The organism is Pseudonocardia sp. (assembly GCF_050246655.1).
In the GTDB taxonomy this organism is placed as follows: Bacteria; Actinomycetota; Actinomycetes; order Mycobacteriales; family Pseudonocardiaceae; genus Pseudonocardia.
Genome location: NZ_JBFWVQ010000128.1, coordinates 1 through 14,906, shown reverse-complemented (window position 1 = coordinate 14,906; position 14,906 = coordinate 1). Strand labels below are relative to the sequence as shown.

General features: G+C 73.7%; 14 protein-coding genes. 9 read left to right on the top strand and 5 right to left on the bottom strand.

The window, feature by feature from the left end:
* On the top strand, nt 1–971 hold a 971-nt coding region (locus AB7J25_RS26515), incomplete at its 5' end, for a YgfZ/GcvT domain-containing protein (protein WP_428513331.1).
* 39 nt (nt 972–1,010) lie between these two features.
* On the opposite strand, the gene AB7J25_RS26510 is transcribed toward AB7J25_RS26515, so the two are convergent.
* Genes AB7J25_RS26510 through AB7J25_RS26495 form a run of 4 tightly spaced genes read right to left on the bottom strand, consistent with a single transcriptional unit; the run spans nt 1,011 to nt 5,340 of the window.
* Nucleotides 1,011–1,838 (bottom strand): methyltransferase domain-containing protein, encoded by an 828-nt coding sequence (locus tag AB7J25_RS26510; protein WP_428513329.1) that lies wholly within the window; start codon nt 1,836–1,838, stop codon nt 1,011–1,013.
* On the bottom strand, nt 1,835–3,514 hold the full coding sequence (locus tag AB7J25_RS26505; protein WP_428513327.1) for an alpha/beta fold hydrolase: 1,680 nt from the start codon (nt 3,512–3,514) through the stop codon (nt 1,835–1,837). The genes AB7J25_RS26510 and AB7J25_RS26505 overlap by 4 nt, the downstream gene beginning before the upstream one ends.
* A 30-nt stretch (nt 3,515–3,544) precedes the next feature.
* Nucleotides 3,545–4,168 carry a TetR/AcrR family transcriptional regulator gene (locus tag AB7J25_RS26500; protein WP_428513325.1) on the bottom strand — a complete coding sequence of 208 codons (624 nt, stop codon included), beginning with the start codon at nt 4,166–4,168 and terminating at the stop codon, nt 3,545–3,547.
* Nucleotides 4,165–5,340, bottom strand: a complete 1,176-nt coding sequence (locus tag AB7J25_RS26495; protein WP_428513323.1) for an FAD-binding domain — start codon at nt 5,338–5,340, stop codon at nt 4,165–4,167. The genes AB7J25_RS26500 and AB7J25_RS26495 overlap by 4 nt, the downstream gene beginning before the upstream one ends.
* A 118-nt stretch (nt 5,341–5,458) precedes the next feature.
* Between AB7J25_RS26495 and AB7J25_RS26490 the strand changes: the two genes are divergently transcribed.
* The 3 genes from AB7J25_RS26490 to AB7J25_RS26480 all read left to right on the top strand — a co-directional run bounded on the left by AB7J25_RS26490 (nt 5,459) and on the right by AB7J25_RS26480 (nt 8,017).
* The gene (locus AB7J25_RS26490) at nt 5,459–6,712 is read left to right on the top strand and encodes an MFS transporter (protein WP_428513321.1); all 1,254 of its coding nucleotides are present in this window, start codon (nt 5,459–5,461) and stop codon (nt 6,710–6,712) included.
* Nucleotides 6,713–6,785: 73 nt separating this feature from the next.
* Nucleotides 6,786–7,022 carry a DUF3073 domain-containing protein gene (locus tag AB7J25_RS26485; RefSeq protein WP_428513319.1) on the top strand — a complete coding sequence of 79 codons (237 nt, stop codon included), beginning with the start codon at nt 6,786–6,788 and terminating at the stop codon, nt 7,020–7,022.
* Nucleotides 7,023–7,339: 317 nt separating this feature from the next.
* On the top strand, nt 7,340–8,017 hold the full coding sequence (locus tag AB7J25_RS26480; protein ID WP_428513317.1) for an NUDIX hydrolase: 678 nt from the start codon (nt 7,340–7,342) through the stop codon (nt 8,015–8,017).
* An 81-nt stretch (nt 8,018–8,098) separates the two neighbouring features.
* Here the strand turns inward: AB7J25_RS26480 and AB7J25_RS26475 are convergent, their stop codons facing one another.
* Nucleotides 8,099–8,857 (bottom strand): GntR family transcriptional regulator, encoded by a 759-nt coding sequence (locus AB7J25_RS26475; RefSeq protein ID WP_428513315.1) that lies wholly within the window; start codon nt 8,855–8,857, stop codon nt 8,099–8,101.
* A gap of 148 nt (nt 8,858–9,005) precedes the next feature.
* Between AB7J25_RS26475 and AB7J25_RS26470 the strand changes: the two genes are divergently transcribed.
* The 5 genes from AB7J25_RS26470 to AB7J25_RS26450 all read left to right on the top strand — a co-directional run.
* Complete coding sequence (locus AB7J25_RS26470; protein ID WP_428513313.1) at nt 9,006–10,358, top strand: 5-dehydro-2-deoxygluconokinase; 1,353 nt, start codon at nt 9,006–9,008, stop codon at nt 10,356–10,358.
* A complete protein-coding gene (locus tag AB7J25_RS26465) occupies nt 10,351–11,220 on the top strand; it encodes a Cgl0159 family (beta/alpha)8-fold protein (protein WP_428513311.1) in 870 nt (289 codons plus the stop codon). Before AB7J25_RS26470 ends, AB7J25_RS26465 begins: the two co-directional genes overlap by 8 nt.
* A 119-nt stretch (nt 11,221–11,339) precedes the next feature.
* On the top strand, nt 11,340–12,206 hold the full coding sequence (gene iolB / locus AB7J25_RS26460) for a 5-deoxy-glucuronate isomerase (protein WP_428513333.1): 867 nt from the start codon (nt 11,340–11,342) through the stop codon (nt 12,204–12,206).
* Entirely contained in the window at nt 12,203–14,071 is a 1,869-nt protein-coding gene (iolD, locus tag AB7J25_RS26455; protein WP_428513309.1) for a 3D-(3,5/4)-trihydroxycyclohexane-1,2-dione acylhydrolase (decyclizing), read from the top strand. The genes iolB and iolD overlap by 4 nt, the downstream gene beginning before the upstream one ends.
* Nucleotides 14,068–14,906 (top strand): aldehyde dehydrogenase family protein (locus AB7J25_RS26450; protein WP_428513307.1); only part of this gene is annotated, 839 nt, incomplete at its 3' end. The genes iolD and AB7J25_RS26450, both read left to right, overlap by 4 nt.

Sequence of the window (14,906 nt, the reverse complement as noted above, 5' to 3'; positions counted from 1 at the left end):
TCGTGGACCGCAGCCATCGCGGCGTCGTCGCCGTGCCCGGCGAGGATCGGCTGAGCTGGCTGCACCTGCTGCTCACCCAGCACGTCGCGGAGCTCCCCGAGGACACCGGCACGGAGACGCTCGTCCTGGACGTCCACGGCCGCGTCCTGCACCACGCCGTCGTCGCCCACACCGGCGGCACCGTGTGGCTCGACACCGAACCCGGCGACGTCACCGAGCTGCTCGGCTACCTCGTGAAGATGCGGTTCTGGTCGAAGGTCGAGCCGCGGGACGCGACGGACGAGCTCGCGGTGCTGAGCATCGTCGGGCCGGACACCGCGGCGGTGCTGGAGAAGGCCGGGGCGCCCGTGCCGTCCGGGGCGTACGCGGTCGCGGCGCTGCCCGGAGGCGGGTTCGTCCGGCGGATGCCGTGGCCCGGCCGCGACGCCGCGGACCTCCTCGTCCCTCGGGCCGCGAAGGGCGAGTGGTGGTCGCGGCTCACGGCTGCGGGCGCGCGCCCGGCGGGGACGATGGCGTTCGAGGCGCTGCGCGTCGAGTCGCTCTCGCCGCGGCTGCATCTCGACACCGACGACCGGACGATCCCGCACGAGGTCGGCTGGATCGGCTCGGCCGTGCACCTGGAGAAGGGCTGCTACCGCGGGCAGGAGACGGTCGCGCGGGTCGCGAACCTCGGCCGCCCCCCGCGGCGGATGGTGCTGCTGCACCTGGACGCGGGCGACGAGCGCCAGCCCCACCCCGGCGACCCGGTCACCCGGGACGGCCGCGCCGTCGGCCGGGTCGGCAGCGTGGTGCTGCACCACGAGCTGGGCCCGGTGGCGCTCGCGCTGCTGAAGCGCTCCGTGCCGGTCGACGCCGAGCTGGTCGCGGGGGTGGACGAGCGGGCCGCACCCGCGGCGATCGACCCCGCCTCCGTCCCGCCGGACGAGGACACGCCGCCCCCCGGGCGGGCCGCCCAGCGCGGACTGCGCTGACCTGCGGATGGGCCGGTCCGGCTCGGCCGGCTGTGCTGGTTACGGGATCCGGGTCGCGAGCAGGCTCGCATACGCGATGTGCCCGAAGAAGCCGCCGCGGTCGGCCCGGGAGCGCGCCTCGGCCTTCAGACCGGCGGCGGTACCGGCCGAGATCGTCCCCGTGGCGGCGAGCAGGTCGGCACCGACGTCGATCATGCTCGGTACGTAGGCGGGTGAGTCCAGCTCCAGGTACCCGTGGCTGTGGAGGTCGGCAGGCTCGAAGCCGGCGTCCCGGACGAGCGGGCGGAGGCGGCGCACGAGCCACGGGTCGTGCACAAGGGCCGTCACCGCGGCGTCCGCGCACATCTGCAGCGGATCGTGCGGCCCGAGCGCGACTGTCACCGTCGCATAGTCGCCGTCGTAGACCAGCAGGTAGCCGCCGGGTCGGAGAACGCGGTGCGCCTCGGCGAGAGCCTCCGCCGCCCTGGGGACGTGGCAGAGCGTGGTGGCGAAGACGACGCCGTCGAACGTCTCGCCGTCGAAGGGCAGCGCCCGGCCGTCCGCGACCTGGAACTGCAGGGCCGGGGCGCGGCGGCGAGCCCGCTCGACGAAGTAGGGGCTGGGGTCCACGCCCGTGACCCCGGCGACACCGGGCAGCTCGGCGAGCTTCGCGGCGATGATCCCGGTGCCGCAGCCCACCTCGAGGATGCGGGCCCCCTCGACGGCCGGCACGCGGGCAAGGACGTCGCGCCACAGCTTGTGCTGGCGGGGATCGGAGGCCCGGATCTCGAATCGCTCGGCGAGGCGGGCTGCGGTCGCCTCGTCGGCGTCCGCGATGTGGGCGTAGGGGTCGCGTGTCGGGTGTGGTCCGATGCCGATGGCGGTCATGGGAGGAGGGTCGCGCTCCGACCCTCCGGAAACCCTCGGCTTCGCGGGCGGAGCGCGTCGAGGAAGGCCTCGACCGGGCGCAGCACGCTCTCGGAGTCGCCGAACCACGGCCAGTGATCGGCGCCGTCCAGGTCGACGAAGCGCGCGCCCGGGATGTGCGCCGCGAGGTAGCGGCCGTTGTCGGGATGCACCCACTGATCTGCGCGGCGGTGCAGGACGAGTGTCGGCGCGTCGACGTGGTCCAGCAGGTCGCGGACGTCGATGGTGGCGGCGAAGTCGAGGATCGCGCGGGCGGCGGCAGGGGCGGCCGACAACCGCAACAGCCGTCCGAGCCACTCCATGAGCGCCTCGTCCGGGCCGGCGCTGGGCACGGACCGGCAGATCCCGCGCCCGGTCGTCCAGCCCTGTTCGAGCCCGGCCTTGTACTCCCGGAAGAACTCGCGGCTCCACCCGGCGGGGTAGTCGCGGGTCGCCAACATGCGCGCGAAGGTGCCGAACAGAACGAGCCCGTTCACGCGTTCCGGGGCGCGGGCGGCGAGCGCGATGGTGGTCGGCCCCGATCCGCAGCTGCCGACCAGGACGGCCCGGGAGGATCCCGCAGCGTCCATGACCGCGCGGATGTCGTCGGCCCGCTCCTCGACGGTCACCGTGGGTGGCGCCGGGTCGGACATCCCCATTCCCCGCCGGTCGAAGACGATCAGCCGCCGGTCCCTGGCCAGCCTGCGCAGGAAGGCCGCGTAGCGGGGCTCCTCCCAGCCGATCTCCATGTGGGAGAACCAGGCGTGCGCGAAGACGACGTCCTGCGGACCGTCACCGAGGACCTGGTAGGCGATCGTCGCGTCGCCGCCGTGGGCGAACCTGGTCTCCGGGCGTGGTGGGGCAGCTGGCCCGGTGCGGGTCCGGCGGACCACGGTGTCCGCCGGTGTCCGGTCGAGGACGGCGAGATAGGCGCGTTCGGTCTCGGCGAGCGGTCGCACGCCGAACTCGGAGTCGAGAATCCGGCGGCACCGGTCGTAGGCCTGCAGTGCCAGGTCCTGGTCGCCTGCGACGTACCGGCCCGCGATCAGCAACCGGTGCGCACGCTCCCGGGCCGGTTGCGCCGCGAGGACCTGTTGCGCCAGCTGGACCGTCTCCTCGGGCAGCCCGGCCTCCATGCAGTCCTCGGCGAGGTCGAGGCGCAGCTGGAGGGCTCGTTCGGTGTACAGGTCACGCAGGGCGAAGGCCCATTCGGCATACGGTTCGTCGGCGAGGAGCTCGCCCCGGACGAGGCCGAGCGCCCGCCGTCGCAGGTCGATGCGTTCGCCGAGCGGGCTCGCCGCCGCGGAAGCGAGGAGAGCGTCGAACCGCCGGAGATCGGTGTCGACGCGGTCGGAGTCGAGCCGGTACGCCTTCGACTCGCTGCGCAGCACCGTGCGCGGGTCGCCGACGGCAGGGGCGAGCCGGGCGCGCAGGGTCGAGACGTGCGCCTCCAGCGTCCGCATCGGGTCGCACGGCAGCCGCTCGCCCCAGAGCAGGTCCGCGATCCGGTCCTTGGGGACGGGCTGTCCCTGATGCACGAGCAGGATCTCCAGCACCTGCCGGGGCCTGCGACCGCCGAGGTCGCGCGGGCCCAGAACCCTGTCCCGGGCCGCGATGCGCAGCGATCCGAGGAGCTCCGCGGACAGCGTGCCCACCATCCCGCCAGCGTAGGCCCTGGCGGGGCGCCGTCAGGGCGCCAGCGCCCGGCGCATCATGTCGACGAGTGCGTTGATCAGGTCCGGCGGGGAGCTCTCGTCCGGTGGTCGCGTCAGCAGCCAGACGTCCATCGCCCTGCCCATGCCGACGACGACGGCCACCAGGAGCCCGGACGGGAGGTCGGTGCGCACGGCGCCGATGCGCTGCCCGGTGGCGAGCGCCCCCTCGATCCAGGGCAGGACCGGCCGTTCCAGCTCCTGCTGCACCTGCTGCAGTGCCGGGTCCTCCGACGCGGCGAGCCACCCCCGGACCAGCGCGAGGAGCTGCGGGGAAGCGGTGAGCGCCGTCACGAGGTCGCGGTAGTGGTCCCGAAGCGCCGACCAGTAGGCGTCCGGACCGGTGTCCGGCACGGGGAACGGGCCGAGCTCGTCGAACAGGCGCCCGAGCTCCACCCGCGCCACGTGGGCGTACAGGTCGGCCTTCCCCTCGAAGTAGTAGTACATCGAGCCCTTGGAGACACCGGCCGCGTCGATCACGCGGTTGAGCGAGGCGTCGCGGTAGCCGCGCGTGGCGAACTCGTCGAGCGCGGCGCGCAGGATCGCCTGCTGCTGCTCGGGATCCAGCCGGGCGAAGCGGGGGCGGACCATCCGGCTCATCCGACCGGCATCGCGGGCAGTTCCACCGCGTCACGCAGGCTCCTGCCCATCGCCAGGTTCGCGACGAGGGGCAGCCCCATCGCCCGCATCACCGCGTTGCGGACCAGGAGCTGGAACCTGCTGCGCGGGGCGAACGCGAGCCCCAGGCCTGCGGCGGCGTCCTGCTTGGCGCGCAGCAACGGCCGCAGCCGCGTCTCGTAGCGGGCGAACGCACCGGCGTGGTCGCCGTCCGCCTCGGCCAGCTCGGCGGCCAGCACGTAGGACCCCACCATCGCCAGCGCGGAGCCCTGGCCGGCCAGCAGCGACGGGCACGCCGCCGCGTCGCCCACGAGCGCCACGCGGCCGCGGGTCCAGGAGGGCATGCGGATCTGACTCACCCGGTCGAAGTAGAACGTCCGGGCGCGCGGCAGCGCATCGAGGATGGCCGGGACCTCCCAGCCCGCGCCCGCGAGCTGCGCGCGCAGCAGGGCCTGCTGCTGTTCGGGACCGGACACGGGTGCGCCGTCGTGGCGCACGGTGAGCAGGACGAGGGTGGTGTCCTCGCGCAGCGACAGGCGCACCGCCTGGTAGCCGACCCCGGCGTGCATCAGGGCGACGAGCTCGTCGCGCGGACGGTAGCCGTCGATCTCCAGGGCGGCGACCACGATGCCGAGGTACCGCTCGAACCGCTCCTGCGCACCGAACACCAGCCGGCGCACCTGCGAGTGCAGGCCGTCGGCACCCACGACGAGATCGAAGTCCCGGACGTTCCCGCTGCGCAACGTCACGCGCACGCGCTCGCCGTCGTCGTCGAGCCCGTCGACCGTGTCGTCGAGGACGGTCTCCACGCGCCCGTCCAGCGCGTCGTAGATCACCGACGCCAGCTCCGAACGGGCGATGCTGACGTAGCGGCTCGACGACCCGAGGAACGCCGACGGCCGGAACGAGCCGATGCGCCGCCCGTCGGCGGCGACCGCCCTGGCCTCGGTGAGGTGGTAGCCCCTGCGCGCGAGCTCGGGGACGATGCCCATCCGCTCGGCCACGTCGAACCCGGCACCCCAGAAGTCGACGAGGTGCCCGCCGCTGCGCAGCGCGGGCGCCCGCTCGACCAGCGTGGGCCGATGCCCGGCGTGCAGCAGCCAGTAGGCCAGCGTGGGACCCGCGATGCCGGCACCGACGACGAGCACGTCCATACGCCCTCCTTCGACCGATGGTTCGACCACCAGTCTAACCTCGTCTCGCCGCGGTCGACCTGTCCCATTATTCGAGAGCCGTCTCTCGGATCGCGGGACCACGGCGTAGCGTCGCGGCATGGTCAGCCGCTGGTCCGTCCTCGCCGCAGGCACATTCGCCCAGGCCTCGACGGCAGCGCACTTCCTCGGGCTCGCCGCCGTCACCCCCGATCTGCGCGCGCACTTCGGCCTCGGCCTTGCCGGGGTCGGGGCGCTGATCGGCGCCATCTCGGTCGGGATCGTCACGACGCTGATCGCGTGGGGCGGCCTCGCCGATCGCTACGGCGAGCGCTGGGTCATGACCGCTGGCCTCGCCGGTGCGGCGGTCCTGCTCACCGTCACCGGATTCGTGCACGATCCCGTCGCGGCCGGGGCGCTGCTGTTCCTCGCCGGCGCCTGCGGGGCGTCGGTGAACGCCGCGAGCGGGCGCGCCGTGCTCACCTGGTTCCCCGGCAGGCAGCGCGGGCTCGCGATGGCGGTGCGGCAGACGTCCGTGCCGATCGGCGCGGGTCTGGCCGCGTTGACGCTGCCAGCGATCGCGGCCCACGGGGGGATCGCCGCGGTCTTCGCCGCGCTGGGCGCGCTGTGCGCGGTCGCGGCGGTGACGGTGGCGATGGTCGTGCGGGAGCCACCGGGATACGACGCGCCCACCACCGCAGCACGCGGCCGCGCCGCGAGCACCGGCGCCGGCCGGCGCGCCGGGCTGCGCGACGTCCTCACCGACCGCCGCCTCCTGCGCCTGAGCCTCGCGGGTGCGCTGCTCGTCGTCCCCCAGTTCGTCGGCTCGACGCTGCTGGTCGAGGTGCTCCTGGCGGGCGGGATCACGGCGGCGACCGCCGGGCTGCTGCTCGCGTCGACCCAGGTGCTCGGCGCGGCGGGCCGGCTCGCAAACGGCTGGTGGTCGGACCGTGTGGGAAGCCGCCTCGGACCACTGCGGATCGTGGCGATCCTGACGGCGGTGGGGTTCGGGGTGGCTGCGCTGCTCCAACCGGGTCCCGGGTCGGTCCTGGCCGCCGTGCTGGTGCCGGCCGCGGCGCTGGCCATCTCCTGGAACGGGCTGGTCTTCACAGCGGCGGGCGAGCTGGCGCCGCCGGGGCGGGCCGCGACGGCGATGGCGGTATCGAACACGGCGAACTACGTCTCTGCGGCCGCGACGCCGGCTCTCGGCGGTCTGGTGGCGCAGGTCGCAGGCTGGCCCGCGGGGCTCGCGCTGGCCGGCGCGGCGGCCGCGGCCGCCGTCCTGGCGCTCCACCGGTTGGCAGAGCCGAGGACCGGCTTCGTCACAGCAGTGGTGCCACATCGCACTGACGCGGGTCCGCACGGTACGGTGTGAGCAGGACAGTGATGAGATGAAAGGGGCCGCCGACTCTCCGGCCGCCCCTTCCCTGTTGTAAGGGGGACCAGCCATGGGACGCGGACGAGCCAAGGCCAAGCAGACCAAGGTAGCCCGCGAGCTCAAGTACAGCTCCCCCGCCATGGACATCGCGGCGCTTCAGCGCGAGCTCGGCGGCGGACTCGGCGGCGGATCGGCGGCCCACAACGGGAGGCCGGTGGTAGAGGACGTCGAGGAGTACGACGACGACCCCTACGCCGCCGAGTACGACGACGAGGACGACGAGCAGCCCGCCAGCCGGGCGCGCTGACCTCAGGGCGCACGCCCCCGAGGTGTCGCCGCGCTCGCGCGCGGCGCGAGCTCTCACCACCGTCGCCGAGCACCGCGAGCCGGTCGGAGCGCACGGTGAGTTCGAGCTGTTCGTCGTGGCGGGCGGGCACGCCTGGCCGATCGGGTGTGACTCCTGTCACCACCTGATCGTCCGGATGGTGGGCACCGAGGGCTGCGACGAGGGCTGCGACGACGTCCGACGACGTCCGACGGCGCCGTCGGCCACCCGATCGATGGCGGGCGTCCTACGGTATATCGTCAGTGTGACGATAACGCCTCCTCGTCAGGATGACATCAATGCGCGGGAACCTGTTCGCCGTGGCCGTCGACCTGGTGATCCTCACCGTGCGCGGCGCCGCCCTGCACGTGCTGCTCGTCCGTCGCGGCGTGCCTCCCTTCGAGGGCGCGCTCGCACTGCCCGGCGGGTTCGTGCTGCCTCGGGAGGACCTGATCGACGCCGCCACGCGCGAGCTCGCCACCGAGACCGGCGTCGCCGTCGAGGGCCACCACCTGGAGCAGCTCGCGAGCTACGCCGACCCCGGCCGCGACCCGCGCGGGCGCGTGCTCACCGTCGGCCATCTCGCGTTCGTCCCGGAGCTGCCGCTGCCCACCGCGGACACCGACGCCGCGGCGAACGCCTGGTATCCGGCCGCGGACGTGGGCGAGCTGGCGTTCGACCACGAACGGATCCTCGCCGACGGCGTGGAGCGCGCGCGGGCGAAGCTCGAGTACACGACCCTCGCGGCGTCGTTCTGCCCGCCGGAGTTCACGGTCGCGCAGCTGCGCGGCATCTACGAGGCGGCGTGGGGCACGCCGTTGGACCCCCGCAACTTCCAGCGCAAGGTCACCTCGACGCCGGGCTTCCTCGTCCCGACGGCGCGCACGGTCAGCGGCGGGCGGGGGCGTCCCGCACAGCTGTTCCGCCGCGGGCCGGCGACGATGCTGCATCCGCCGATGCTGCGCGGGGACCCCTGACCGACCCGAGCGAACGGCACGTACGGGAAGACCTATTTCCCGTACGTGCCGTTCGCGCAAGAGGGGCGGGGGCGAGGGCGGTCAGGAGTGCAGGGAGAGCTCGAAGGAGTAGCGGCTCGCCCGGTACACGTGCGATCCGTACTCCACCGCCCGGCCCGCCGCGTCCCAGGCCGTCCGGCTCATCGTGAGCATCGCCGCGCCGCGGGATTCGCGCAGCAGGCGGGCCTCCGGCGCCGTCGCCGCCCGGGCGCCGACGGTCTGGTGCGCCGTGCGCGGCACGTGCCCTGCTGAGCGCAGCAGCTCGTAGAGCCCGTGCCGCTCCAGCTCGGCGACGGTGGGCCGCAGGACGTCCGTCGGCACCGCGTTATGCATGATCGCGAGCGGTTCCCCGCCTGCGTGCCGTAGGCGCTCGATCCAGGTGACCTCGAGGCCGTCCGGCGCCCCGAGCGCCGCCGCGACGTGATCCGGTGCCCCCCGCACCTCCAGCAGCCGGACGACGGTGCTGGGCGCCTGGCCGCTCTTCGCGAGGTCGTCGTAGAGGCTCGACAGCTCGACGGGCCGACGCACCTTGGGCTGGACGATCTGGGTGCCCACGCCCCGCTTGCGCACGAGCATGCCGCGCTCGACCAGGTAGGCGATGGCCTTGCGCATCGTCGGCCGGGACACCCCGAGGCGCTCGGCCAGCTCCACCTCGTTGGCGAGCCGCCCGCCCACCGGCATCTCACCGCTCTCGATCAGCTGCTGCAGCCGGCTGGCGACCTGGAAGTACAGCGGGACCGGGCTGGAGCGATCCAGAGGCACGACCGGAGTGAGCGCCTCCGTCGTCAGCGGCTCCGACACGTTGCTCCCGGGAAGTTTGTCCTGACATATTGACTTACGGATGTCCCTAAGAGTACACCTGTCGGGGCGTCCATCGAAGGGTGAATCCACCCGGGATCCGCCGGACGCCCGCCGACCCGAGGGGGCAACGATGCAGCAGGGAGCGGCCATGTCCTACGAGGTCCTGACGATGGGCCGGATGGGCGTGGACGTCTACCCGCTGCAGATCGGGCGCTCGCTGCGGGAGGTCGAGTCCTTCGGCAAGTACCTCGGCGGCAGCCCGGCGAACGTCGCCGTCGCCGCCGCCCGCTACGGCAGGCGTACCGCGCTGATCAGCCGCACCGGCGAGGACCCGTTCGGCGAGTTCCTCCACGACGCGCTGCGGGGCTTCGGCGTGGACGACCGGTTCGTCACGCCGGTGGCCGGCCTGCCCACGCCGGTCACGTTCTGCGAGATCTTCCCCCCGGACGACTTCCCGCTCTACTTCTACCGCCTGCCCACCGCGCCCGACCTGCAGATCTACGCCGAGGAGCTCGACCTCGACGCCGTGCGCGACGCCGACGTCTTCTGGGTGACGGTCACCGGCCTCTCCCAGGAGCCGAGCCGCACCGCGACACTCCGTGCCCTGCGCGAGCGGGGCAGGCGCGGCATCACGGTGCTGGACCTGGACTACCGGCCGATGTTCTGGAGCTCCCGCGAGGAGGCGCGGCGCTGGGTGGCCGAGGCGTTGCCGCACGTCACGGTCGCCGTCGGCAACCGCGACGAGTGCGACACCGCGGTCGGCGAGACCGAGCCGCACGCGGCCGCGCGCGCCCTGCACGCCCGCGGGGTGGAGCTGGCGATCGTGAAGCAGGGTCCGGAGGGCGTCCTGGCGTCTCTGGCCGGAGGCGGAGGCCGGGCGAGCATCGCAGGGAGCGCCAGCGACCGAGGAGCGGAACCCGGCCGGGAGCCGACCATCCAGCACGGAGGCGGAGGCCGGGCGAGCATCGCAGGGAGCGCCAGCGACCGAGGAGCGGAACCCGGCCGGGAGCCGACCATCCAGCACGGAGGCGGAGGCCGGGCGAGCATCGCAGGGAGCGCCAGCGACCGAGGAGCGGAACCCGGCCGGGAGCCGACCATCCAGCACGGAGGCGGAGGCCGGGCGAGCATCGCAGGGAGCGCCGGCGACCGAGGAGCGGAACCCGGCCGGGAGCCGACCATCCAGCACGGCGAGACGGTCGAGGTCCCGCCCGCTCCGGTCGAGGTCGTCAACGGCCTCGGCGCGGGCGACGCGTTCGGCGGGGCGCTGTGCCACGCGCTGCTGTCGGGCTGGGACCTCGAGCGCTCCATGCGCTTCTGCAACGCCGCGGGCGCGATCGTCGCCGGCCGGTTGGCCTGCGCGGATGCCATGCCCACCGCCGCCGAGGTGGAGGCCAAGCTCCAGGAGGCCCGCGGCGGAGGTCGGGCGAGCACCGACCGAGATCCGGCGGGTGAGGAACGCGGCCCGACGGGAAGCCGACCGTCGGGAGCCGTCCGTGCCTGACATCCGCGAACTGGTCGAGACCCGCGTGCAGCGCCCGCAGGCGATCGCCGAGGCCGCGGGCCGTCGCGTGCGCCCGGCGAGCCTGCTCGGCGCGCACGGCCGCCTCATGATGATCGCCGCCGACCACCCGGCCCGCGGCGCGCTGCGGGCGGGCGCCCGCCCGCTGGCCATGGCCGACCGGGCCGACCTGCTGGACCGGCTGTGCTCGGCACTGGCGCGCCCGGGGGTCAACGGCATCCTCGGCACGCCGGACGTCCTCGAGGACCTCCTGCTGCTCGGCGCTCTCGACGGCAAGGTCGTGGTCGGCTCGATGAACCGCGGCGGGCTCGCCGGAACCGTCTTCGAGATCGACGACCGCTTCACCGCCTACGACGCGGCCGCCCTCGCGACCGCGGGCTTCGAGGGCGGCAAGATGCTGCTGCGCATCGATCCGGAGGACGCGGCGACGGCGCCCACGATGGAGTCGGCGGCCCGGGCGGTGTCCGGGCTGGCCGATCGCGGCCTGATGGCGATGGTCGAGCCGTTCATCAGCCACCGCGTGGACGGTCACGTCCGCAACGAGCTCTCCGCCGAGGCGATGACGCGCGCGATGACGGTCGCCGCCGGCCTCGGCACCACGTCGGCCTACACGTGGCTGAAGGTCCCGATCGTCGACGACATGGAGCGTGCGATGGCGGCGACGACGCTGCCGGCCCTGATCCTGGGCGGCGAGGTCAGCTTGGACCAGGACGCGACGTTCGCGAGCTGGGCGAAGGCCCTCGCGCTGCCCACCGTGCAGGGACTGGTGATCGGCCGGTCCCTGCTCTACCCGCCGGACGACGACGTGGCGGGTGCCGTGGACGCCGCGGTGGGGCTGCTGTGAGCGAGGACCCGGTGAGCATCGCAGCGAGCGCCAGCGAGCGAGGAGCGGAGGCGGGGCCGCAGCGAACCATCGACGCTGTGAGCAGCGAGCGAGCAGCGGACGCCGCGGACAAGCACGTCATCCGGGCGGGCGAGACCGCCGCCGCCCCGTTCGCCCTGGCCATCACCCCGGAGACCGCGGGCTGGGGATACAGCTCGCTGCGCGTCGCCGAACTCGGGCCCGGCGGCAGCGTGACGTTCTCCACCGGACCGGACGAAGCGGTGGTCCTGCCGCTCTCGGGAGGCTGCACCGTGGCCTGCGACGGTGCGGTCTTCGAGCTCGCGGGGCGCCGCGACGTCTTCTCCCGGGTCACGGACTTCGCCTACGTCCCCCGCGACGCGGAGGTCACGATCACGTCCGCGGGCGGCGGACGCTTCGCCTTGCCCGCCGCCCGCGCGACCCGGCGCCTGGAGCCGCGCTACGGCCCCGCGGAGGGCGTGTCGGTGGAGCTGCGCGGAGCGGGGCAGGCGAGCCGGCAGGTGAACAACTTCTGCATGCCGGGCACGTTCGACGCGGACAAGCTGATCGCCGTCGAGGTGCTCACGCCCGCCGCGAACTGGTCGTCGTTCCCGCCGCACAAGCACGACGAGGATCGCGACGGCGAGTCCGTGCTGGAGGAGATCTACTACTTCGAGGTCGCGGACTCCCCCGACGGCACCGCGGGCACCGCCTACCAGCGCGTCTACACCTCCGGGCCGGGCCGCGAGATCGACGTGTGCACGGAGGTGCGCAGCGGCGACACCGTGCTCATCCCGCACGGGTGGCACGGGCCGTCCATGGCGACGCCGGGCTACCACCTCTACTACCTCAACGTCATGGCCGGGCCGGGTGCCGAGCGCGCCTGGCGGATCTGCGACGACCCGGCGCACGCCTGGGTCCGCGGCACCTGGGACGACCAGGAGATCGATCCCCGGCTCCCGCTCACCACCACGGAGGAGCGCGCATGAGACTGACCGTCGCCCAGGCGATCGTGACGTTCCTGGCGCAGCAGTACACCGAGCGCGACGGCGTCACGCAGCGGTTCGTGCCGGGCATGTTCGGGATCTTCGGCCACGGCAACGTCGCGGGGATCGGGCAGGCCCTGCTGGAGGTGGCGCCCACCGGGGAGCTGCCCTACCACCTGGCCCGCAACGAGCAGGGCATGGTCAACACTGCGGTCGGGTTCGCGAAGCAGCGCAACCGGCTGCAGGCGATGGCGTGCACGGCCTCGATCGGTCCGGGCTCGACGAACATGCTCACCGGCGCCGCGCTCGCCACGGCCAACCGCATCCCGGTGCTGCTGCTGCCGAGCGACGTCTTCGCCACCCGCGTCGCGAGCCCGGTGCTGCAGGAGCTGGAGCAGCCCTACGGCTACGACGTCTCGGTCAACGACGCGTTCCGGCCGCTCTCGCGGTTCTTCGACCGGGTGTGGCGGCCCGAGCAGGCGCCCGCGGCGCTGCTCGGTGCGATGCGGGTGCTCACCGATCCCGCCGAGACGGGCGCGGTGACGATCGCGCTGCCCCAGGACGTCCAGGCCGAGGCGTACGACTGGCCCGCTGAGCTGTTCGCCCCGCGCGTGTGGCACGTGCCGCGGCCGGTGCCGGAGCCCGCAGCCCTGGCCCGTGCCGTCGAGCTGATCCGCGGCGCGCGCCGGCCGCTGCTGGTCGCCGGGGGTGGGGTCGTGTACTCGGAGGCCGAGGCGGCGCTGCGCCGTTTCGCCGAGGCCACGGGCATCCCGGTCGCCGACACCCACGCCGGCAAGGGCGCCCTGCCCTGGGACCACGCGTGCGCCGTCGGCGGCGTGGGCTCCACCGGCACGCCGGTGGCGAACGCGCTGGCCCGCGAGGCGGACGTCGTCATCGGCGTCGGCACGCGGTACTCGGACTTCACCACGGCCTCGCGCACCGCGTTCCAGAACCCGGACGTCCGGTTCGTCAACGTCAACGTCGCGCCGCTGGACGCCGCCAAGCACGCGGGCGAGATGCTGCTCGCCGACGCCCGCGCCGCCCTGGATGCCCTGACCGAAGCACTGGCCGGCTACCGGGTCGAGAACACCTGGTCGGCGCACCGCGACGCGTGGAACGCCACGGTGGACGAGGCCTTCCATCTGGGCCACCAGCCGCTGCCGGCCCAGACCGAGGTGCTCGGCGCCCTCAACGAGGAGCTCGACCCCTCCGACGTCGTGGTGCAGGCGGCCGGCTCGATGCCCGGCGACCTGCAGATGCTGTGGCGGGCCAGGGACCCGAAGAGCTACCACGTCGAGTACGCGTACTCGACCATGGGCTACGAGGTCGCGGGTGCCCTCGGCGTCAAGATGGCCGATCCGGAGCGCGAGGTGTTCGCGCTGGTCGGCGACGGCTCCTACCTGATGCTCAGCAGCGAGATCGTCACGGCGGTGTCCGAGGGGATCAAGCTGAACCTGGTGCTGGTGCAGAACCATGGGTTCGCCTCCATCGGGGCGCTCTCGGAGTCGGTCGGCTCGCAGCGGTTCGGCACGTCCTACCGCTACCGCACCGACTCCGGCCTGGACGGCGACCGGCTGCCGGTGGACCTGGCCGCGAACGCCGAGAGCCTCGGCGCCGACGTCATCCGGGTGCGGACGATCGAGGAGTTCCGCGCCGCCATCCACACCGCCAGGGCAGCGACCCGCACCACCGCCATCCACATCGAGACCGACCCGCTTGCCCCCGTCCCGTCCAGCGAGAGCTGGTGGGACGTCCCGGTCGCCGAGGTCTCCCGGCTCGACTCCACCCAACAGGCCCGCAAGGCCTACGAGGCCGCGAAGGCCGCCCAGCTACCGCTGATCAACCCCGCGGGGAGGGACCGCACGTGAAGACGATCACCCACTGGATCGGCGGGAAGCCGAGCACCGGCACGTCGACCCGGACGAGCCCGGTGTTCAACCCGGCCACCGGCGCCCAGCAGGCCGAGGTGCTGCTGGCCAACCCCGCCGACGTCGACGAGGCCGTCACCACGGCCGCCGCGGCGTTCGAGCGCTGGTCGCAGTCCTCGCTCTCGCAGCGCACGAAGGTGCTCTTCGCCTTCCGCGAGCTCGTCAACGCCCGCATCGACGACCTGGCGCTGCTCGTCTCCGACGAGCACGGCAAGGTCGTCTCCGACGCCCGCGGCGAGGTACAGCGCGGCCTGGAGATCATCGAGTTCGCCTGCGGCATCCCGACGCTGCTGCAGGGCGGGTTCTCCGACCAGGTCTCCACCGGCGTGGACGTGTTCAGCTTCCGCGAGCCGCTGGGTGTGTGCGCGGGCATCACCCCGTTCAACTTCCCGGCGATGGTGCCGATGTGGATGCACCCGGTGGCCATCGCGTGCGGCAACACGTTCGTGCTCAAGCCCAGCGAGCGCGACCCGTCCGCGTCGATGCTGGTCGCCGAGCTGTGGGCCGAAGCGGGCCTGCCCGACGGCGTGTTCAACGTGGTGCACGGCGACAAGGAGTCCGTCGACGCGCTGCTGGAGCACCCGGACGTCGCCGCGGTCAGCTTCGTGGGCTCGACGCCGATCGCGCGCTACATCTACGAGCACGGCACGGCGAACGGCAAGCGCGTGCAGGCCCTCGGCGGTGCGAAGAACCACGCGATCGTGCTGCCCGACGCCCCGCTCGACTTCGCCTCGGACCACCTCGTCGCCGCCGCGTTCGGCTCGGCGGGCGAGCG

Excerpts from the sequence above, each read along its gene's own strand:
- AB7J25_RS26510 (WP_428513329.1), bottom strand. The coding sequence starts at position 1,838 with ATGACCGCCATCGGCATCGGACCACACCCGACACGCGACCCCTACGCC.
- AB7J25_RS26505 (WP_428513327.1), bottom strand. The coding sequence starts at position 3,514 with ATGGTGGGCACGCTGTCCGCGGAGCTCCTCGGATCGCTGCGCATCGCG.
- AB7J25_RS26500 (WP_428513325.1), bottom strand. The coding sequence starts at position 4,168 with ATGAGCCGGATGGTCCGCCCCCGCTTCGCCCGGCTGGATCCCGAGCAG.
- AB7J25_RS26495 (WP_428513323.1), bottom strand. The coding sequence starts at position 5,340 with ATGGACGTGCTCGTCGTCGGTGCCGGCATCGCGGGTCCCACGCTGGCC.
- AB7J25_RS26490 (WP_428513321.1), top strand. The coding sequence starts at position 5,459 with ATGGTCAGCCGCTGGTCCGTCCTCGCCGCAGGCACATTCGCCCAGGCC.
- AB7J25_RS26485 (WP_428513319.1), top strand. The coding sequence starts at position 6,786 with ATGGGACGCGGACGAGCCAAGGCCAAGCAGACCAAGGTAGCCCGCGAG.
- AB7J25_RS26480 (WP_428513317.1), top strand. The coding sequence starts at position 7,340 with ATGCGCGGGAACCTGTTCGCCGTGGCCGTCGACCTGGTGATCCTCACC.
- AB7J25_RS26470 (WP_428513313.1), top strand. The coding sequence starts at position 9,006 with ATGTCCTACGAGGTCCTGACGATGGGCCGGATGGGCGTGGACGTCTAC.
- iolD (WP_428513309.1), top strand. The coding sequence starts at position 12,203 with ATGAGACTGACCGTCGCCCAGGCGATCGTGACGTTCCTGGCGCAGCAG.